At 64.3% G+C, this 18763-nt stretch carries 18 protein-coding genes; 6 read left to right on the top strand and 12 right to left on the bottom strand.

Features of this window, described 5'->3' with window-relative positions; translation table 11 throughout:
- Positions 1 to 24 precede the first annotated feature (24 nt).
- The 12 genes from IEX85_RS17255 to IEX85_RS17200 all read right to left on the bottom strand — a co-directional run bounded on the left by IEX85_RS17255 (position 25) and on the right by IEX85_RS17200 (position 12271).
- Positions 25 to 1401 carry an ATP-binding protein gene (locus IEX85_RS17255; RefSeq protein WP_188861863.1) on the bottom strand — a complete coding sequence of 459 codons (1377 nt, stop codon included), beginning with the start codon at positions 1399 to 1401 and terminating at the stop codon, positions 25 to 27.
- Positions 1401 to 2057 carry a response regulator gene (locus IEX85_RS17250; protein WP_188861862.1) on the bottom strand — a complete coding sequence of 219 codons (657 nt, stop codon included), beginning with the start codon at positions 2055 to 2057 and terminating at the stop codon, positions 1401 to 1403. The genes IEX85_RS17255 and IEX85_RS17250 overlap by 1 nt, the downstream gene beginning before the upstream one ends.
- 196 nt (positions 2058 to 2253) lie before the next feature.
- Positions 2254 to 4092, bottom strand: coding sequence for an alpha/beta hydrolase family protein (locus tag IEX85_RS17245; RefSeq protein WP_229721982.1), 1839 nt, complete (start codon positions 4090 to 4092; stop codon positions 2254 to 2256).
- The gene (pqqE, locus tag IEX85_RS17240) at positions 4073 to 5239 is read right to left on the bottom strand and encodes a pyrroloquinoline quinone biosynthesis protein PqqE (protein ID WP_188861861.1); all 1167 of its coding nucleotides are present in this window, start codon (positions 5237 to 5239) and stop codon (positions 4073 to 4075) included. The genes IEX85_RS17245 and pqqE overlap by 20 nt, the downstream gene beginning before the upstream one ends.
- Positions 5211 to 5480 (bottom strand): pyrroloquinoline quinone biosynthesis peptide chaperone PqqD, encoded by a 270-nt coding sequence (gene pqqD / locus IEX85_RS17235; protein ID WP_188861860.1) that lies wholly within the window; start codon positions 5478 to 5480, stop codon positions 5211 to 5213. The genes pqqE and pqqD overlap by 29 nt, the downstream gene beginning before the upstream one ends.
- The gene (gene pqqC, locus IEX85_RS17230; protein WP_188861859.1) at positions 5477 to 6253 is read right to left on the bottom strand and encodes a pyrroloquinoline-quinone synthase PqqC; all 777 of its coding nucleotides are present in this window, start codon (positions 6251 to 6253) and stop codon (positions 5477 to 5479) included. Before pqqC ends, pqqD begins: the two co-directional genes overlap by 4 nt.
- Positions 6254 to 6269: 16 nt before the next feature.
- Positions 6270 to 7190, bottom strand: a complete 921-nt coding sequence (pqqB, locus tag IEX85_RS17225) for a pyrroloquinoline quinone biosynthesis protein PqqB (protein ID WP_188861858.1) — start codon at positions 7188 to 7190, stop codon at positions 6270 to 6272.
- 96 nt (positions 7191 to 7286) lie between these two features.
- Positions 7287 to 7358, bottom strand: a complete 72-nt coding sequence (gene pqqA / locus IEX85_RS17220; protein WP_003243383.1) for a pyrroloquinoline quinone precursor peptide PqqA — start codon at positions 7356 to 7358, stop codon at positions 7287 to 7289.
- 308 nt (positions 7359 to 7666) lie between these two features.
- The gene (locus tag IEX85_RS17215) at positions 7667 to 8638 is read right to left on the bottom strand and encodes an XdhC family protein (RefSeq protein ID WP_188861857.1); all 972 of its coding nucleotides are present in this window, start codon (positions 8636 to 8638) and stop codon (positions 7667 to 7669) included.
- A gap of 3 nt (positions 8639 to 8641) precedes the next feature.
- Entirely contained in the window at positions 8642 to 9580 is a 939-nt protein-coding gene (locus IEX85_RS17210; protein ID WP_188861856.1) for a LysR substrate-binding domain-containing protein, read from the bottom strand.
- A gap of 10 nt (positions 9581 to 9590) precedes the next feature.
- Entirely contained in the window at positions 9591 to 11807 is a 2217-nt protein-coding gene (locus IEX85_RS17205) for a xanthine dehydrogenase family protein molybdopterin-binding subunit (RefSeq protein ID WP_188861855.1), read from the bottom strand.
- Complete coding sequence (locus IEX85_RS17200; protein ID WP_188861854.1) at positions 11807 to 12271, bottom strand: (2Fe-2S)-binding protein; 465 nt, start codon at positions 12269 to 12271, stop codon at positions 11807 to 11809. The genes IEX85_RS17205 and IEX85_RS17200 overlap by 1 nt, the downstream gene beginning before the upstream one ends.
- A 121-nt stretch (positions 12272 to 12392) precedes the next feature.
- On the opposite strand from IEX85_RS17200, the gene IEX85_RS17195 reads away from it, so the two are divergent.
- The 6 genes from IEX85_RS17195 (at position 12393) to IEX85_RS17170 (ending at position 18675) form a co-directional block, all read left to right on the top strand.
- A complete protein-coding gene (locus tag IEX85_RS17195) occupies positions 12393 to 13292 on the top strand; it encodes a LysR substrate-binding domain-containing protein (protein WP_188861853.1) in 900 nt (299 codons plus the stop codon).
- A 408-nt stretch (positions 13293 to 13700) separates the two neighbouring features.
- Positions 13701 to 14615, top strand: a complete 915-nt coding sequence (locus IEX85_RS17190; RefSeq protein WP_188861852.1) for an amidohydrolase family protein — start codon at positions 13701 to 13703, stop codon at positions 14613 to 14615.
- Positions 14616 to 14636: 21 nt separating this feature from the next.
- Positions 14637 to 15545 carry an amidohydrolase family protein gene (locus tag IEX85_RS17185; protein WP_188861851.1) on the top strand — a complete coding sequence of 303 codons (909 nt, stop codon included), beginning with the start codon at positions 14637 to 14639 and terminating at the stop codon, positions 15543 to 15545.
- 60 nt (positions 15546 to 15605) lie between these two features.
- Positions 15606 to 16997: a UbiD family decarboxylase gene (locus IEX85_RS17180; RefSeq protein ID WP_188861850.1), complete on the top strand. Its 1392-nt coding sequence runs from the start codon at positions 15606 to 15608 to the stop codon at positions 16995 to 16997.
- Positions 16994 to 17638 (top strand): UbiX family flavin prenyltransferase, encoded by a 645-nt coding sequence (locus IEX85_RS17175; RefSeq protein WP_188861849.1) that lies wholly within the window; start codon positions 16994 to 16996, stop codon positions 17636 to 17638. The genes IEX85_RS17180 and IEX85_RS17175 overlap by 4 nt, the downstream gene beginning before the upstream one ends.
- Entirely contained in the window at positions 17635 to 18675 is a 1041-nt protein-coding gene (locus tag IEX85_RS17170; protein ID WP_188861848.1) for a CobW family GTP-binding protein, read from the top strand. Before IEX85_RS17175 ends, IEX85_RS17170 begins: the two co-directional genes overlap by 4 nt.
- Positions 18676 to 18763: the final 88 nt, after the last annotated feature.

Below are 18763 nucleotides of genomic sequence, written 5' to 3'. Positions count from 1 at the left end.
CATCAGGGCCTTGCCCAAGAACAATCAAATACCCGGCAGCAATACCCGCACCGTCAGCCCGCCGCCCGGGGTTTCTTCAAGCCTCAGCTCACCGTTGTGCAGCTCGACGATCAGCACCACGATCGACAGCCCGAGACCGGCGCCCTCGACACTCTGGCGGCCTTCCCGATAAAAACGCTCCAGCACTTTCTGCCGATCGGCTTCGGCGATACCCCGGCCATGGTCGATCACTTCGATGCAGGCCCGGTCCGATTCCCGCGACAGGCGCACCCGTATGACATCTTCGGCACAAGTGTAGCGAATCGCGTTTTCAATAAGGTTACGCAGCAGTATATCCAGCAGGGTTTCGTCGCCGGCTACCTGGAGGTCCGCGCCCTCCTCGAATTCGATCGAGAGCCCCCGTTCCAGCGCCTTCGGGTACAGTTCGGCCACCAGCGAGCAGCAACGCTGCGACAGATTCAGCGGCTTCAGCGGCACCTTGCCGCGCTGCGGCTCGATCCGTGCCAGCATCAAAAGCTGGGTCACGACCCGCTCCATGCGGTCGATACTGCACATCAGGTCGGCAGACTGCGTTTCCGGCAGGCGCAGCTTTTCCAGGTGAATACGCAGTGCCGCCAGCGGCGTTCTCAGTTCGTGGGCCGCATCGGCGGTAAAACGGCGCTCGCGGTCCAGCGTCGACGCCACGCGCGCGAACAGGTCGTTCATAGAGCCGACCACCGGCACCAGCTCCGACGGCAAGCGCTCGCTGGGCAGGGGCTGAAGGTCGTCGCTGCGCCGGCTGGCCAGACTCTGACGAATGGTTTCGAGCGGCGCCAGTCCACGCCGGATACCGAGGCTCAGCAACAGCAAAAGTCCCGGCAGCACCACCACGATCGGCAACAGCAGCTTGGCGGCTATCTGCCCGGTCAGCTCGTCCCTCACCGCCATGCGATGGCCGGAACGCACCCAGATGCCAAGCTCCGGGTTGCGCAGGGTGTAGAGACGCCAGCGATTGTCGCCCTCGCCGACCGTCATGAACCCAGGCTCGACCCGCTCGACGACGGGAAAGTCCGGCGGTGTACTGACCCAGAGTTCTCCGTCGAGACTGCCGGCCTGAAAGCCGACCTGATACTCGTAGGGATGGCCCGGGTCGTTGGCGTTGCCGCTGTGGTAGTCATCATCATCGGGCGCCTGATCGAGTCGTTCGAGGCTGACCGATCGCTGTAGCTCCTGCAACGCAGCGCGCTGGCGGTAGGCGATCACCTGTCCATGCAGCACCTTGGCGTTCTGCACCAGGGAGGCGTCGAATACCTCCTCCACCTCGTGACTGCTGTGCAGGTATGTCCAGAACACCGTGATCATGGCGCTCAACGACAGCAGCAGCAGCAGCGTCAGCAGCATAAAACGTCGGATGGAGCGCATTAGTCCCGGTCCATCATATAGCCGACGCCGCGCACCGTATGAATCAGGTCCCGTCCGATCTTCTTGCGCAGGTTATGGATATGGACTTCGAGGGCATTACTCTCGAGCTCTTCATTGAGGCCATAGAGGTGTTCTTCGAGCTTGCGCCGGGTCATGACCTGCCCCCTGGCATCGATCAGGCGCATCAGCAGCTCGTACTCGCGACGGCTCAGTATCAGCGGCGCGCCATCCAGCGTGACCTGACGCTGGCGGGTGTCGATCTCGAGATCACGGTACTGCAGCTTGTCGTCGCTGCGGCCGCGGGCCCGGCGATACAGGGCGCGCAGCCGGGCCTCGAGCTCGGCCAGCGAAAAGGGCTTGAGCAGGTAGTCATCGGCCCCCCGGTCCAGCCCCTCGATACGATCCTCGATACCGTCCCGGGCGGTGAGGATCAGGATCGGCGTTTCGATCCCCTTTTGCCGCGCTTCGCGCAGCACCTCGAGACCGTCCATGCCCGGCAGCCCCAGGTCGAGGACCGCAAGATCCGGCGCCAGGTCCAGCAATGCGGCCAGCCCCTGACGCCCGTCGCGAAACCACTCGACCCGGTAGTCCTGCGACAGCGCTTCGCGGATACCGCGACCCAGCAGTTCATCGTCTTCGATCAGCAACAGATCCATCGTCGAACGTCGTCCAAAAGGCCCGAGCCTGGGGTAGAAAGCTTAAGGCAATATTAACGGAAAATCAGCTGGCCAGTCCGGGAGTCAAAGGTCAGCCACCGCAGCGTGCGATGGAGCTCTCCTGGGCACTGCCTGACTGGACCTGGCCTCCATGGCAGCCGTCAGGGTATCGGGGGGATTGAAAAGCCTTGGGGGCTCAGCCGATCTGGTCGCGATAGAAGGCCAGTTCCCGCTCCAGTACACGGATCTGGTTCGCCGCCAGCCGGAAGCCGTGGGCCTCATCCTCGAACAGATGCAGCTCGGTCGCAACACCGCGGGCCTTAAGCGCCTCGTGCATGCGCCGGGTCTGATCCGGCAGAACCACGGCATCCCGCGCCCCCTGGAAGAAGATCACCGGACAGCGGATGGCCTCGGCACGGTGCAGCGGTGAGCGCGAGCGATACAGCTGCGCCTCGCGTTCCGGGTCGCCGAGCAGCCAGTCGAGGTAGTGCGACTCGAACTTGTGGGTTACCTGGCGCAGCGCCCCGGGGTCGGCGACGCCATAGAGGCTGGCGCCGGCACGGATGTTGCCGAGCGAGGCCAGGGCATTGAGCGTGGTATAGCCACCGGCGCTGTTACCGCGTATCAGGATCCGCGCGGGATCCACCGCCCCCCGCTCGACCAGGGCGCCGATCGCGGCGGCCACATCCTCGACATCGGTTTGTCCCCAGCTGCCGGCCAGCCGGTGACGATAGGCCCGGCCAAAGCCCGCACTGCCACGATAGTTAAGATCCAGTACCGCGAATCCGCGACCGGTCCAGTACTGCAGTGCCGGTCGATAGACCGGATAGCTGGTTGCGGTGGGGCCACCATGAGTCATGATCAGCAGCGGCGGTGCCGCGGCGCCGGCCTCCAGCGGCGGATAGAAGAAACCATGCACGCGCTCGGCGCCGACGTCGCAGTGAAAAGCCTCCGGCGACGACAATGCATGATCCGGACGCTCACCGCCGGCCAGTATCTCGAGGGCGCCGCTCTCGCGGTCGACGGCGATGACCGCGACCTGGCGGTCCGGCGCCTCGGCAATGGCATAGAGACGACGGCTGTCCGAACACAGCGAGCGGAACAGCGAGAAGCCGGCGACCAGACGTCGCGCCTCACCGCCACGACCGATGTCGAGCAGGCGGCCAGCGCCGTTGACGATCAGGCTGCAGCCATAGCGACCGGGCTCCGGACTGGTCCAGGTCGACAGGCCGAGCTGCCACTGGGCCACGCCGAACTCCGCATCCAGCGGACAGACATTGCGCCAGCGCCCGTTGGCAAGGCGGTACAGATTCCACCAGCCGCCGCGGTCACTGACCACATGCAGTACGCCATCGTCGTCGAAGCCCGGCTGAAACAGCGACTCCGTCGCGTCCTTGCCGGCCATCAGCTCGGCGGCGTGACAGCGTCCGTCGCGCTCCAGCACCGCACGGTAAAGTCGGGTCGCGGTCCAGGGCTGATGCGGATGATCCCAGGCCAGCCAGGCCAGGAAACGACCGTCGGGACTCAGGCTGGGTGAGCTGTAGAAATCGTGCCCCTGTGCCAGCACGCGCTGCTGTCCGCTGTGCGGCGACACCGCCACCAGACGGTTGTGAACGCCGTCCTGCGCATGCTGCTCGGCCACGGCTATCACTAGGCGGCGGTGCGGATCCCAGAGCAGATCGCCGTAACGGCAGTCCGGCGTATCGGTGACACGCAACGGCGGTACGACACGCCCCTGGCAGGACAACGGCTGCAACCAGATCTGCTGGTCTTCATCGTTGACGAACAACAGCCTGTCTCCGGCGAGACACCAGGCGCCGCCACCGTACTCGTGTACCCGGCTGCGCACGCTGAAACCTTCCGGTGTCAGCATGCGCTGGCGTCCACCGCTCAGCTGCACGATGCGGTTGCGGCCGTCCTCCGGACAGTACTGCACCCAGTAAAGGCCGTCACGTCCGAGCTTGAGCGCGGCATAGTCGCGCTGCGCCATGCAGGCCCGGGCCGCATCCAGCGGTTCAGCTGCGACAGAAGACACGGCTGTTGCGCTCGTTGCGATAGGTAAAGGGGGACTCGTCCGGGCGCTCGGCTTCCTGACGGGCACTCAGTATGCGGTCGTGGTGCGGCGACTTGCTGCACACCGGGTCGGCATTGGCGGCGTCGCCGGTCAGCAGATAGGCCTGGCAACGGCAGCCGCCAAAGTCCTTCTCCTTCTCGTCGCAGGAGCGGCACGGCTCCTTCATCCACTCGTAACCGCGGAAGTGGTTGAAGCCGAAAGAGCGGTACCAGATATCGCCGAGCGAACGATCCCGGACGTTGGGGAATTCGACCGGCAACTGGCGCGCGCTGTGGCACGGCAGTGCTGTGCCGTCCGGCGTCACGGTGAGAAAAATCTGCCCCCAGCCGTTCATGCAGGCCTTGGGCCTTTCCTCGTAGTAGTCGGGCGTGACGAAGATCAGCCGCATCGGGTTGCCTTCGGCGGCGAGCTTCTCGCGGTATTCGTTGGTGATGCGCTCGGCGCGCTCGAGCTGCCCGCGCGATGGCATCAGCTGCGCCCGGTTCTGCAGCGCCCAGCCGTAGTACTGGCAGGTCGCCAGCTCGACGTAGTCGGCGCCAAGTTCGATGCACAGCTCGATGATCCGGTCGATGCGATCGATGTTGTGACGGTGGGTGACGAAATTCAGCACCATCGGATAGCCGTGCGCCTTGACCTCACGCGCCATCCGCAACTTCTGGGCAAACGCCTTCTCCGAGCCGGCCAGCATGTTGTTGACCTCCTCGTCGCTGGCCTGAAAACTGACCTGGATATGGTCGAGGCCGGCGTCGCGGAACGCCTCCAGTTTGTGCTCGTTGAGGCCGAGCCCCGAGGTAATGAGGTTGCTGTAATAGCCAAGGCTGCGCGCTTCCCGGATCAGCTCGACCAGGTCCTGACGCACCAACGGCTCGCCGCCGGAAAAGCCGAGCTGGGCGGCGCCCAGCTCACGCCCTTCCTGCAACACCCGTATCCACTGCTCGGTGGTGAGTTCCTCGCCCTGCCCCGCGAAATCCAGCGGGTTGGAGCAATAGGGACACTGCAGCGGGCACTTGTAGGTCAGCTCCGCCAGCAGCCAGAGCGGCTGGCCGGCGGATTTTTCCTGCCCGCGGGGCACCAGGCCGTCACTGCAGCCGGATCCAGTTCTGTTCATGGGCCACTCCGATGAATTCGCGCACGTCGTCGCCAAGCGTGCCGGCGTCGGGAAATTTGCGCTCCAGCTGTGTGGTGATCTCGCCCAGCGTCCGCTTGCCGTCGACCAGCGCCAGTATCTCGCCGGCGCTGGGGTTGAGCTTGATCATGCCTTCCGGATACAGCAGCACGTAGCAGTCCTGCGCTTTTTCCCACTGGAAGCGAAACAGTGGATTGAAACTCGGGATGCTGCTCTCGTTCATTGCCAGAGCCCCCGGTGATAGACCCGCGCGTCCGTCACCGTATGATAGGGCGGCCGGCCGAGTTCGTATGCCATGGTCATGGCATCTAGCATGCTCCAGAGCACATCGAGCTTGAACTGCAGGATTTCCAGCATCCGCTCCTGCGATTCCCGGGTACGGTAATGATCCAGCGTGATCGAGAGACCGTGCTCGACATCGCGCCGCGCCTCGGTCAGGCGGTTGCGGAAGTACTGGTAGCCATTGGCGTCGATCCAGGGATAGTGCTGCGGCCAGCTATCGAGCCGCGACTGATGGATGGTCGGCGCGAACAGCTCGGTCAGCGACGAGCTGGCCGCCTCCTGCCAGGTGGCGCGGCGGGCAAAATTGACGTAGGCGTCGACGGCGAAACGCACCCCCGGCAACACATGCTCCTGCGACAGGATTTCCTCGCGCGTCAGCCCCACGGCTTCGCCGAGACGCAGCCAGGCCTCGATGCCGCCCTCGGCGCCATCGTAACCGTCGTGATCCAGCACCCGCTGCACCCACAGGCGCCGGGTTTCCCGATCCGGGCAGTTGGCCATGATGGCGGCATCCTTCACCGGGATGCTGATCTGGTAGTAAAAGCGGTTCGCCACCCAGCCGCGAATCTGCTCCGGCGTGCAGCGGCCCTCGTACATGGCGCGGTGATAGGGATGGTGGATATGGTAGTAGTCGCCCTTGGCGCGCAGCGCACGTTCGAACTCGTCGCGACTGAGCGGCGCCAGGTCCTGGCGCTCTGTGACAATGCTGTTCATCCGTCTGCCTCCGCGGTCAGAGTTCGATAGACATGCCGTCGTACGACACCTCGATGCCGTGGCGTTCGAGTTCCGCGCGCTCGGCGGAATCTTCGTCGAGAATCGGATTGGTGTTGTTGATATGTATCAGCACCTTGCGCGGCCGCTCGAGGCTGTCGAGAAACTCGATCATGCCGCCCTGCCCGGACAATGAAAGATGGCCCATGTCGCGGCCTAGCTTGGTACCGACGCCGGCATGGATCAGCTCGTCGTCGCGCCAGATGGTGCCGTCCACCAGCAGGCAGTCGGATTCCTCCATGTAGGGCAGCAGGTGCGGCTCGATGACACCGAGACCCGGCGCATAGAACAGCGACTTGCCGCTGCGCCGGTCACTTATCAGCATGCCGATATTGTCTCCCGGGTGCGGATCGGCGCGATGCGGCGAATACGGCGGCGCGCTGCTGGTCAGCGGTACGGCAGTCAGGGTCAGTTCCGGCACCTGCGGAATGACGAAGCTGCTCTGGCCGGGCATGACCGGAATGGGGTTCCAGTTGAGGCCGCCGTTCCAGTGCTCGAGCATGCGGAAAATCGGGAAGCTCTGCGACAGGTCCTCGTGCACACGACCGGTACACCAGACGTCGTGGGGGCAGCCTTCGCGCAGCATCAGCAAGCCGGTGCTATGGTCGATCTGGCTATCCATCAGCACGATGGCGGCAATGCCGGTATCGCGAACGTTGCGGGCCGGCTGCAACGGCGCAAAGGATTCCAGCTGGGCGCGGATATCCGGTGAGGTATTGAAAAGTATCCAGCTGACGCCGTCGGCGCTCACCGCGATGGAAGACTGGGTGCGGGGTCGGGCGTTGAGGGTACCCTGACGCAAACCATGACAGTTGTGACAGTTGCAGTTCCACTGCGGAAAGCCGCCGCCCGCCGCGGAACCGAGTATCTGAATTTTCATTGTTATGGTGATCTTCGGCTGTCTGTCGGAATCAGGCAGGCGCGGCCTGCCTGTGGGGATTCTGCGGCCCCCGTCGGGGGCCGAAAACGCGACCGCTTAACGGTTGGCGAAGTACATGGTGACTTCGAAGCCGATGCGCAGGTCGGTGTAGGCCGGTTTCGTCCACATAAGTCGATTCCTCTTTGTTGTTATCGAAGGGGACACTCAACGTATCCTCTCTAACGAGGATAGCAATCTGCCAGCGCCACATACCATGGTACTTTGGGACAAAAACTTAACAAATTACGACAACAAGAGTAGTACATTGGATGTAGCGATGCTTTGACGCAATCTCCCGTCGATGGTGACTGCTCGTGGATCACGGATTCCATCGATGACTCGCCAGCCCGAAACCGCATATAGGATACAGCCCCCCTGATCGAGACATGATCGCCCTCTGCCGCAGCGCCGCTCCACCCATCTAAGAGCCTTGGGCGCTAACTATCCGCCTCGACCTGCAAGCCCGCATGCGTACGAACAATATCGGCCATCACCGAGAGCCCGATTTCCGCTGGCGTCTTACTGCCGATCGGCAGGCCCACCGGCATGCGAATGCGGGCGATCTGTTCTGGTGTCAGACCACCGATGCGCGCCAGGCGTTCGGCCCGTCTGGCAGATGTCGCCGCCGCGCCCATAACCCCGAGATAGAAAGCATCGGTACGCACCGCCTCCATCATCGCCAGATCGTCGATCCTGGGATCATGGGTTAAGGCGACCACCGCGGTGTTCGAATGGCAGCCATGCTGCGCGATATAAGAAGACGGTAACAGCGGCAGAACCTCTATGCCCGGAACGTCAAACCGGACCCGCGCCTCTTCGCGGGGGTCACACACCAGAACCTCGAAGCCGAGCGCCATCGCGAACTGCGCGCAGTAAGCGGCCACCGGCGAGGTGCCGGCCAGCAGCAGCGTCGTCAGGGGTCCGACACGCACCCGAATATCCCGTTCGCCGACATCGACGACGGGCCCCTGCTCGACATCAGGCTCGAGGGACCGATTACCAAGGCAGTCAACCCGCCTGACAACACGAAGCTGATCCGACAGCGCCCGCTGCAGCATTTGCAGATGCGCTGTCGTACCGGGTGTCGGCGCCAGCCGCTCCACCAGAACCCTGAGCACACCGCCACAGGGCAAACCGAGGCGCCGGCTCTCATCACCGCCGTCGCCGTAGGCGACGATCTCGGCCTCGGCGGCGAAGCCTCCTGCCTCGAGCCGCTCGAGAAAGGCTTCCTCGACACAACCGCCCGACAGCGAACCCGCGTGCCGTATAGCGTCCACGGCCGCGAACATCGAGCCCGGCGGGCGCGGCGACGAGCCGAAGGTCGACAGCACCGTACAGAACCAGACAGGCTCACCGGACTGGTTCCAGCGCAGAGCCGAGTCGATGACCTGCCGATCGATACTGTTCATCGTTCACATCTCCCCCATCATTGCCGGAACGGCCGGCGACGACTGTCCCGCCTCCTGCGCCTGCTCGACCACCAGCTCATGCAGCGTATCGAGGAACAGCTTCAGCACCGGGGAGTCGTCATCAGCCCGACAGGTCGCGTACAGCGGCACCATTGGTAACGACGGCTCCATGGGACGAAAAACGACACCGTCCGGCGCCAGTTGCGCGATCGAGGCCGGCACCACGGCCACGCCAATATGCGCCCGCACCAGACTCAGCAGGGTCTGAACCTCGATCACCTGCTGCCGAATCTTCGGTGTAAAGCCGGCATGAACGCAGCTCTGATAGAGCAGGCTTGCGAAATGCGACTGCTTGAGTTCCAGCGCCACGAAAGGCTCTTCGGCCAGTTCCTTCGGTGCTATCGCCGTCTTTATCGCGAGCGGATGGTCCGAAGGCAGCGCGACCTGGATCGGTTCGCACATCAGCAACTCGTTACGCAGTTCCGGGTCATCGTAACGCCCCCGGAACACGCATACGTCGATTCGCCCCTGCTTGAGCGCGTCCAGCTGCGCGGCAGGCGTCATCTCGAACAACTGCCACTCGACTGCATGATGACGCTCGCGAAACAGACTCAGGGCCCGCGGCAGAACGCCGACCATTACCGAGCTGATCATGCCGATTGCCAGCTCGCCGACCTGCCCCCGCCCCGCCTGCCGGGTCAGATCCAACGCCCGTTCGAGCTGATTGAAGACCAGCGGCACCTGCCGTTGCAGCACACGACCGGCCGCCGTCAGTTCAACGCGGTGGTGACTGCGCTCGAACAATGGTGTGCCCAGCTCCTCCTCCAATAGGCGAATCTGCTGACTCAGCGGTGGCTGGGATATGTGTAGCCGGGCAGCCGCCCGACCGAAGTGAAGTTCCTCGGCCAGCACTTCGAAGTAACGCAATAACCTCAGATTCATGGCGCCACCTTCAGCCCGGCAGGGTCAGGTCAAGCGGCGTGCTGCGCAGGCGCCGCCCGGTCAGCCGATGAATGGCATTGGCGAGCGCTGGTGCCACTGGCGGGCTGGTCAGCTCGCCGACGCCGGACGGGTTGTCCCGATCCCCTTCCAGTATCCGGATCTCGATATCAGGCATGTCCGACATCCGCGCGACCCTGTAGTCATGGAAGTTGCTCTGCACCACCTCGCCACGACGGATGTCGAGCCGGTCGAACAGCGCGTGACCGAGGCCCCACATCAACCCGCCATAGACCTGTTCCTCGACACCACCGGGGGCCACCGCGAGTCCGCAGTCGATAACGCAGCTGAGCCGCTCGACCTTAATAACACCGTCCCTGCGGGACAACCGCGCCACCACGGCAACGAAGCTGCCATATCCCTGATTGGTGGCAAGTCCGAGAGCGGTGCCCTCCGGCAGCGGACGGTGCCAGCCCGCAAGCGCCGCCGCCTTCATAAGCACTCGCACATGCCTTGGACGCTCCTCCATATGAGCCAGCCTGAATGCCAGCGGGTCCCGCCCGCCGGCATGGGCCAGCTCGTCCATGAAACTCTCCACGGCAAAGACGTTCGGAATGAAGCTGACCGACCGGTACCAACCGGTCGGGACACCGGTTTCATGGCGAACCCAGCCAAGATCCAGATGCGGCGCGCGGTACGCGAAGTCCCAGGCGGAAATGGCCTCGGTGGTGCTGTAATCCATATGATCCGGACGCTCGTCGTATCCCGGCTCCCACTGCTCGCCGGATGCCGGCGACAGCGCCCGCAGGCGCAGAGCGCTTAGGCGCCCGTCGCCGTCCAGCGCGCCCTCAAGACGGTGCAGCGTGGCGGCGTGGCCGAACAGCGCCCGCACCTCGTCCTCGCGACTATTCATCAATTTAACCGGGGCACCGGCCTGCTGCGCCAGGTAGGCGACCTCCATCAGCCAGTACTTTGCCTCCCTGGCGCCGAAACTGCCGCCCGATATCAGCTCCTCGATGACCACGCTGTCCTCGTCGAGCCCGCAGACCGCCTTTGCGGCTTCGCGGGCAAAGGACGGCACCTGGACGCCGCCACGGAAATACAGCCGGCCATCGACCAGCTCGGCGGTGATGCAGATCGGCTCGAGCGGGTTCTGAGCCTTGTAGGGCATGGCATAATCCGCCTCCAGCAGCTGTGCAGCCACCGGCCAGGCACTGTCGGCGTCGCCGGTCTGAAGCGTTCTGACCAAAGGTGCACCGGGCTCGTCAAGCACGGCGCGAAAACGCCCCGGCAGCGATTCGCTGTCGAACTCAGAGAAGGGACTCGCACTCCAGCGCACCTGCAGCGCCTCCCGGCCCTGCTGCGCCGACCAGTAGTCTTCGGCCAGTACCGCAACGCCCTCCTGATTGCCGCCGAACACATCGGGACGTGCCGGCACCCGGATGACCTGACGCACGCCGGGCACCGCCAGCGCGGCTGCGGCATCCAGGCCATCAACGCGGGCACCGATGACCGGCGCCCGCTGAATGACCGCAACCAGCATGTCCGGCAGATCCACGTCGATGCTGTAGCGCAATCGCCCGCGGACCTTGGCGGCGGCGTCCCGCTTGTGGCGCAGTTTGCCGATGTAGCGGAACTGCGACGGGGCTTTAAGGACCACCGAGTCCGGCGCAGGCAGCTTTGCCGCATCGTCGACGAGTTCACCGTAACCGGCGGAACGACCGCTGCCGGCATGCACCACCCGGCCGTCGACCGCGCGGCACCGGTCCGGCGTCAGGCCCCAGCGTTTTGCCGCCGCCGCGACGAGCAGTTCCCGCGCCGTGGCACCCGCCTGGCGCAACCGGTCGTACTCGAGCGAGACGCTGGTGCTACCGCCGGTCGAGAAGACGTGCCAGACCGGATGAATGTAGGCCTCGAAGAACGGGTTTTCGGGGGTAATCACCTCGACCGCCATCGGATCCACCTCCAGCTCCTCGGCGACACAGGCCGCGAGTGCGGTGCGGGTCCCGGTACCGGAGTCGTGCTTGTGCACCACCAGCTTCACCGTGCCATCCGGCAGCACCCGCACCCAGGCGTTGGGCTCGAAAGGCGCCAGCCTGTTACCCTCGTCGCCTGCGACAGCGCCAGGCATCCAGTGAAAGCCTACCGCAAGACCGGTGGTCAGAAGCGCGCTCTGCTTGAGAAAGCGGCGCCGCGCCGGCCGAATGTCCTGTACATGACGGCTTTTCATCAGGCCCGGCCTCCTTCGTCAGCGGCACGCTTGATCGCCCGGACGATACGCCCGTAGGTACCGCAGCGACAGATATTGCCGGACATGGCAGCGCGGATGGAGGCGTCATCGACCGGTGCGCCCGAGGCGAGCAGCGCGGCCGCGGACATCAACTGCCCGGGCTGGCAATATCCGCACTGGGGCACGTCCTCCTCGATCCAGGCTTTCTGCAGCGGGTGATCACCGTTTTCCGACAGGCCTTCTATCGTCCTGACCTGACCACCGGACGCAGCGGACAGGGGTAACTGGCAGGCACGGGTCGGATTACCGTTAAAATGAACGGTACAGGCTCCGCACAGGCCTTTTCCGCACCCAAACTTGGTGCCCTTCAATTTAAGTTTATCGCGCAGCACCCATAATAATGGCGTCGAGGCGAGGTCCTGACTTAATTCGTGATTACGACCGTTAACCTGGATTTTTATCATTTTTAATCTTCCTCCAAACCGGCGTCTTGGCGCTCCCGGATGTTGATGCGATTATAGGAAGCGAAATTCAGCCTCTACCAGCGATGATTTCTGACCTAACCTGTAAGCGGAACTTACACTGATGCACAAACGCTACCCGTCTATTCAGTCCATGAACGCCTTTCTGCAGGCGGTGCGTACCGGCAGCTTCACCCGCGCGGCCCGTCAGCTGAACCTGACACACAGCGCCATCAGCCAGCAAATACGCACCCTGGAGGAGTTCATCGGTCAACCGCTGTTCCTGCGCGAGGGAGGCGGCGTTCAGCTGACGGACGCAGGCCAGCTTTTCGCGCAGATCCTGCCGGACGGCCTGGCTCAGGTCGACCGTGCGTTGTCGTCGGTGCGCAACCGCCCGGTGGCGCGAAAACTGAGCCTCGATGTCGACGGCGAGCTGGCGCCGCGCTGGTTCAACGCCCGGCTGCCGCAGTTGCTGAACAGGCTTTCGGACCACGAGGTTACGCTGCTCTCGAGCCTGCACGCCGATCGGGTGTCGTTGGAGCGGGTCGACCTGTCGCTGAGGTACGGCTACGGCGACTGGGCCGACTGCGATATGGCACTGCTGTGTCGCGACCGGGTCACGCCCGTCGCGGCGCCGTCGCTGCTCGCCTCGCTGGGGCTGGAACCTCCGCTGACGCCGGTCGCGCTGCTGGAGCTGCCGTTGCTGGGCTACAGCCGCCGATCCTGGATTCCCTGGCTGGAAGCCGCCGGTCAGGAGGCCCGGGAGCCGGAAACCGCCATGGTCTTCGACAATGTCGCGAACCTACTGGATGCCGCCGAGGCAGGCCTCGGGGTTGCCCTGGCCCGAGGCCTGCTGTGCCATGACGCCCTGGCCGCCGGTCGCCTGGTGCGCCTGACCGATACCGCGATCCGCGCACACTACAACCTCTATGCCGTCTGGCCCCGGGGCCAGGACGAGAAGGTCGCGCCGGTGGTCGCCGCTCTTCGCACCCTGGTCGCCGACTGCCACGAGGACGCTGAATGACACACAGTAAAGTTAACCTAACAATAATAAAGGCGCATAATAAACCCGATGCAATCCAAAAAAATTGAGCATTTCTTATCCCTTATCGCATATCAGACTGAATAAATGGCACCTGCAAGAGTCGCCTTTCAGGAACACTTTTATCTTTTAAAGATGAGGGTTTAACCGCTTCGATTGACCTCAACTCCTTAACGATATCGAATACCTATCGCAAACGCCGGTAAATTGTATTGTACGGTGCTCCCAGGCTTGCCAATACTGGGGTCCAAGCAGCTGCGGGTTCAATTGAGCGATGCAGTCGGGCGGGGGCAGATGCAAGGGTGCATCTGGCAAGGGCCGGGACTCCATCGGGATTCCGCCGCTGTGACACGGAAGGTTCTCTTCCCCGCACAATCAGGAGATGAATCCATGATCATCGATATCAGTTGCTACCCCACCGATCTGGTGGACCTTGCCTGGCGACACGACGGAGACCCCTTCACAGGCGAACGCCTGCTGGAGATGATGGACGGCCCCTACATGATCAACGGCAAGCCGCGCCGCATCGACAAGGCCTTCATCCAGCCCCCCCAGGGCAACACCATCTATACCTGGACCGACGGCGAACTCTCCGGCCGGGAGTCCATCGACGCCTACATGGCCTATACGCTGAAGATGGTGCAGACCTACCCCGACCGCTTCATCGGCTGCTTCGTCTACAACCCCCGCTGCGGCGTCGAGGCCGGCGTCGAGGCCATCGAGCGCTACGTCAAGGAACACGGTTTCGGCATGGTCCAGATGCAGGCGAACATGCACGCCTACCGTCCCGACAGGGCGCTGGACTGGGTTCGGCCGGCGTTTGAAAAATGCGCCGAACTCGGGGTTCCGGTAAAGCTGCACACCGGCGACGGCCCCTACAGCATCCCGACCGAGTGGGTGCCGATGATCAAGGAGTTCCCCCAGGTCGACTTCATCATGGCGCACTTCGGCGTCCAGACCGGCGGCGTCTACGTCTTCGAGCCCATGCAGTGGGCGATGGAGCTGCCAAACGTCTACTGCGAGTCCGGCTGGTGCCTGCAGTCGCGCATCGTCGAGTTCGCCAAGGTGCTGCCCAAGCACAAGATCCTGTTCGGTACCGACACCCCGCCGAACGAACCCGGCATGTGGCTGCGACTGCTGGAGGTGCTGTGCCACGAGCCGCCCCAGGGCCTGGACCTCGACGAGGACACCCTCGAGGACTACCTCGGCAACAACACCGCCCGGATGATCGGCCTGGAGCCGACCGCGCCGCCCAAGACCGTCGAGGAGGCCGAGGCGCTACTCGCGAGCCCGGTCACCGCCTGAGCCCCCCCCGGAGACAGACAGATGATTATCGATACCCACCTGCACCCCACCAACCTGGTCGACGAAGCCTGGCGCCATACCGGCACGCCTTTCAACGGCGAGCGCATGCTCAAGCTGATGGACGGCCCCTACATGATCAACGGCAAGCCGCGCCGCATTGACATGGGCTTCATCCAGCCGCCGCCGGGCAATACGGGCTACCGCGACGGCAACCGCCGAGGCCGCGAGGGCATCCGCGACTACATGTCCTATATCGCCGAACTGTGCCAGACGTACCCGGACCGCTTTATCGGCAACTTCACCTTCAACCCCCGCTGGGGACCGGAGAACGGCGCCAAAGAGCTGGAATTCCACATCAAGGAATACGGCTTCAAGATGCTCAAGCTGCACGCCAACATGCACGGCTACCGGCCCGACCGAGCGTTGGACTGGCTGCGTCCGGCGATGAAGGTGTGCGCCAAGTACAACATCGTGGTGCTGATTCACACCGGTGACGGCCCCTATACCATCCCGACCATGTTCTACCCGATCATCCGCGAGTTCCCGATGGTGAACTTCATCATCGGCCACTTTGGCATTCAGACCGGCGGCAACTACTCCTTCGAGGCGTTCTGGATGGCCATGGACACGCCCAATGTCTACTGCGAGTCCGGCTGGTGCTTCCAGTCGCGCATCGTCGAATTCGCCAAGCAGCTGCCGCGCGACAAGATCGTGTTCGGCACCGACTCGCCGCCCAACGAGCCGGGTATGTGGCTGCGCGAGCTCGAGGTGCTCTGCTCCGACCCGCCGCAGGGCCTTGGCATCGACGAGGATCACCTGGAGGACTACCTGGGCAACAACATTGCCCGGCTGGTCGGCATCGAGCCGACCGCGCCGCCGAAGGACCTCGCCGAAGCGGACAAGCGCCTCACCGCGACCTACGTGAAGTGATCCGAGGCGCGCAGGCGAGGTTTGCCCGCCCGCGCGCCTGCCGACAACGGAGCAGCCATCATGGCCAATACCCTTTTTGGCGAAAGCCAGGATTTCCACGATTTCGCCACCGAATACCGGCGCCAGCACCCGGATGACGTGCTGACGGTCGAGACGCCGCTGTCCGCGGACCAGGACATCACCGCACTGATCGACGCGCTGGCGGCGCAGGGCCGCCAGCCCATGCTGATGTGCGACCGCGTCGGCGACCTCGGGGTACCGGTGGTGTCCAACGTCTTCGCCTCCCGGGAGCGCATCGCCCGCCTGTTCGGTGTCACACCTGCCAAGCTGCACGACACCTTTCAGGCCCGCGCAAATGCGCCGCTCGCACCCCGACATGTCGAAAGCGGCCCGGTGCTGGACCAGGTTTACCGGGGCAAGGACCTCGACCTGGCGCGGCTGCCGATGCTCAGGCACTTCGCCAGCGACCGTGGACCCTACATCACCAACGCGGTCATCGTCGCCGAGGACCCGGTCACCGGCGTCGCCAATCTCAGCTACCACCGCTCCATGCGCCATGCCCGCCAGGCGCTGGCCACCAGCCTGCACTCGCGCGGCCACCTCTGGCGCATGCTGCAGGCCACGCGGGAACGTGGCCAGGCGCTGCCGGTAGCGATGGTGATTGGCGCTCACCCGCTGTTCATGCTCGCCGCGGCGGCGCGGCTGCCGTACGGCAGCGACGAACGCGCGCTGGCCGGCGGACTGTTCGGCGCACCGCTTGAGCTGGTGCGCACACCCGTGCACGGCATTGGCGTGCCGGCCGCCGCCGAGTTCGTGCTCGAAGGCACCATCGATGCCGCCGATTATGCCGACGAAGGCCCCTTCGGCGAGTTCAGCGGTTACTCGTCGGACCGTTCCACCAACAACCTGCTGCGGCTGGACAGCCTCATGCGGCGCCGGGCCCCCTGGCTGGTCGATATCGTCGGCGGCAACTACGCCGAGCACCTGACACTGGCGCGGCTGCCCCGCGAGGCGGAGATGAGCGAAAAGCTCAGGGCCCGCTTCCCGTCCGTCCGCGCGGTGCATTACCCGAATTCGGGCACCCACTTCCACTGCTACGTGGCGCTTGACCAGAGCCGCGACGGCGAGGCCCGCCAGATCATGCTGGCGCTGCTGGGATGGGACCCCTACCTGAAAACGGTGATCGCGGTCGACAGCGACGTCGATATCACCGATGACAGCCAGGTGCTCTGGGCGCTGGCGACCCATTTCCAGCCGCACCGCGACCAGTTTATTGTCGATGGCCTGCCCGGCAGCCCGCTGGACCCCTCGTCCTCGGTCGACGGGACCACCTCCCGAATGGCGCTGGACGCAACCAGGGGTTCGTCGTTCGACGGTATTCGCGCCCGTATCGACGAAGCGGCGCGGGCACGTGCGCTCGAACTGCTGTCGCAGCAACGGAGTGAAGCATGAACGCCATTCACCGCTCAACGACCGACAACGCGCGGCCGCGGCTGGTCGTCGCCATCAGCGGCGCATCGGGCTTCGTCTACGGCAAGCGGCTGCTGGAGCTGCTGGCGGAGCTCGACGTCGAAACCCACCTGGTGATGAGCCGCGCCGCCCAGCTGACCATGGCGCTGGAGACCGACTTCAAGCTCTCGGACGTCCAGGCGCTGGCGAGCCACACCCACCGCTGTGACGATATCGCGGCCGGCATTGCCAGCGGCTCCTTCCGGGCACTGGGCATGGTGGTCGCACCCTGCTCGATGCGCACGCTCGCGGAGATCGCCACCGGCGTCTCGTCTGGACTGATCAGCCGCGCCGCCGACGTCACCCTGAAGGAGCGCCGCCCGCTGGTACTGATGACCCGGGAGACACCGCTGACACTGGCGCACCTGCGCAATATGACCGCCGTTACCGAAATGGGCGGCATCATCGCCCCCCCGGTTCCGGCCTTTTACGCCCGTCCCGACACCCTCGATCAGATGATCGATCACAGCCTGGGCCGTGTGCTCGACCTCTTCGGACTCGACGCCGGCACAGCGCTGCGCTGGCGCGAGCCGACGGTCAGCGCGCAGCCAGACTATCCAACCTGTATCCAGGAGGCACCATGAACGCTACCTTCGACGCGCCGCGTCCCAACAACAAGATCCCGGTCACCGTGCTCACCGGCTTTCTCGGTGCCGGCAAGACCACCCTGCTCAACTACATCCTGCGCGAAAACCACGGTCGCAAGATCGCGGTGATCGAGAACGAGTTCGGCGAGGTCGGCATCGACGGCGACCTGGTGCTCAGGTCCGACTCCGAGGAGATCTACGAAATGGTCAACGGCTGCGTCTGCTGTACCGCCGAGGTTCGCGAGGACCTGGTGCGCGTGGTGCGCGAACTCGTCGCGCGACCGGACCGCCTGGATCACATCCTGGTCGAAACCAGCGGCATGGCGGATCCCTATCCCGTCGCCCAGACCTTCTTCATCGACGACCCCATCGCCAGGGAGGTCGAGCTCGACGCTATCGTCACCATGGTGGACGCCAAGCATATCGGCCAGCACCTGGAGGACCTCGAACTCGACGGTGCCGACAACCAGGCCGTCGACCAGATCGTCTGCGCCGACCGTATCGTCATCAATAAGGTCGATCTGGTGGATGAACCGGCGATCGCGGCGCTGCGCGAACGCATCCGCGGGCTCAACGCCACCGCCGAGCTGGTCACGTCCAGCTACGCCGAGATCGACCTCGCCGGCATCCTCGGTCTCGGCGCCTTCGAGGCGACGCAGAAGCTGCTGGAGATCGGCGCCGAGAACGAACATCGCGGCCATGCTCACCACGATCAGGATTACACCCACGAGCACGATGCCAGCGTGACGTCGGTCGGCATCGCGGTCGATGCCGATATCGACCTCGACGCCTTCAGTCGCTGGATCGAGGCGCTGCGTCTGGAGCAGGCGGATACCCTGTTCCGGATGAAGGGGGTATTGTCCGCCCGCGGCCGCGATCAACGCTATATCCTCCAGGGCGTGCACAGCCTGATCGACTTCCGTGCCGCCCAGCCCTGGGGACGGGATCCGCGCTCGAGCAAAGTGGTGTTCATTGGCCGCGATCTAGACCGTGCCCGGCTCAACCGGGAGTTCCAAGCCTGCCTCGTTGATTGAAGTCGCCCGGGAGCCCGCCGGCCGATACCGGCTGGCGGCACCCGGCAATCCGAACGGGGAAGCCTCTTTTTAAAGACAAAAAGATACA

It is taken from the genome of Marinobacterium nitratireducens (assembly GCF_014645375.1).
Classification (GTDB): Bacteria; Pseudomonadota; Gammaproteobacteria; order Pseudomonadales; family Balneatricaceae; genus Marinobacterium_A; species Marinobacterium_A nitratireducens.
Note: the sequence above shows the minus strand (reverse complement) of the source record. Positions and strands in the feature narration are given on the sequence as shown.

Bases quoted from the DNA above. Each gene is read 5' to 3' on its own strand.
- IEX85_RS17190 (WP_188861852.1), top strand. From the start codon at position 13,701: ATGATCATCGATATCAGTTGCTACCCCACCGATCTGGTGGACCTTGCC.
- pqqC (WP_188861859.1), bottom strand. From the start codon at position 6,253: ATGAACAGCATTGTCACAGAGCGCCAGGACCTGGCGCCGCTCAGTCGC.
- IEX85_RS17180 (WP_188861850.1), top strand. From the start codon at position 15,606: ATGGCCAATACCCTTTTTGGCGAAAGCCAGGATTTCCACGATTTCGCC.
- IEX85_RS17215 (WP_188861857.1), bottom strand. From the start codon at position 8,638: ATGAACAGTATCGATCGGCAGGTCATCGACTCGGCTCTGCGCTGGAAC.
- pqqD (WP_188861860.1), bottom strand. From the start codon at position 5,480: ATGAACGAGAGCAGCATCCCGAGTTTCAATCCACTGTTTCGCTTCCAG.
- IEX85_RS17210 (WP_188861856.1), bottom strand. From the start codon at position 9,580: ATGAATCTGAGGTTATTGCGTTACTTCGAAGTGCTGGCCGAGGAACTT.
- IEX85_RS17255 (WP_188861863.1), bottom strand. From the start codon at position 1,401: ATGCGCTCCATCCGACGTTTTATGCTGCTGACGCTGCTGCTGCTGCTG.
- IEX85_RS17195 (WP_188861853.1), top strand. From the start codon at position 12,393: ATGCACAAACGCTACCCGTCTATTCAGTCCATGAACGCCTTTCTGCAG.
- pqqB (WP_188861858.1), bottom strand. From the start codon at position 7,190: ATGAAAATTCAGATACTCGGTTCCGCGGCGGGCGGCGGCTTTCCGCAG.
- IEX85_RS17185 (WP_188861851.1), top strand. From the start codon at position 14,637: ATGATTATCGATACCCACCTGCACCCCACCAACCTGGTCGACGAAGCC.
- pqqE (WP_188861861.1), bottom strand. From the start codon at position 5,239: ATGAACAGAACTGGATCCGGCTGCAGTGACGGCCTGGTGCCCCGCGGG.
- IEX85_RS17205 (WP_188861855.1), bottom strand. From the start codon at position 11,807: ATGAAAAGCCGTCATGTACAGGACATTCGGCCGGCGCGGCGCCGCTTT.
- IEX85_RS17175 (WP_188861849.1), top strand. From the start codon at position 16,994: ATGAACGCCATTCACCGCTCAACGACCGACAACGCGCGGCCGCGGCTG.
- IEX85_RS17170 (WP_188861848.1), top strand. From the start codon at position 17,635: ATGAACGCTACCTTCGACGCGCCGCGTCCCAACAACAAGATCCCGGTC.
- IEX85_RS17250 (WP_188861862.1), bottom strand. From the start codon at position 2,057: ATGGATCTGTTGCTGATCGAAGACGATGAACTGCTGGGTCGCGGTATC.
- IEX85_RS17200 (WP_188861854.1), bottom strand. From the start codon at position 12,271: ATGATAAAAATCCAGGTTAACGGTCGTAATCACGAATTAAGTCAGGAC.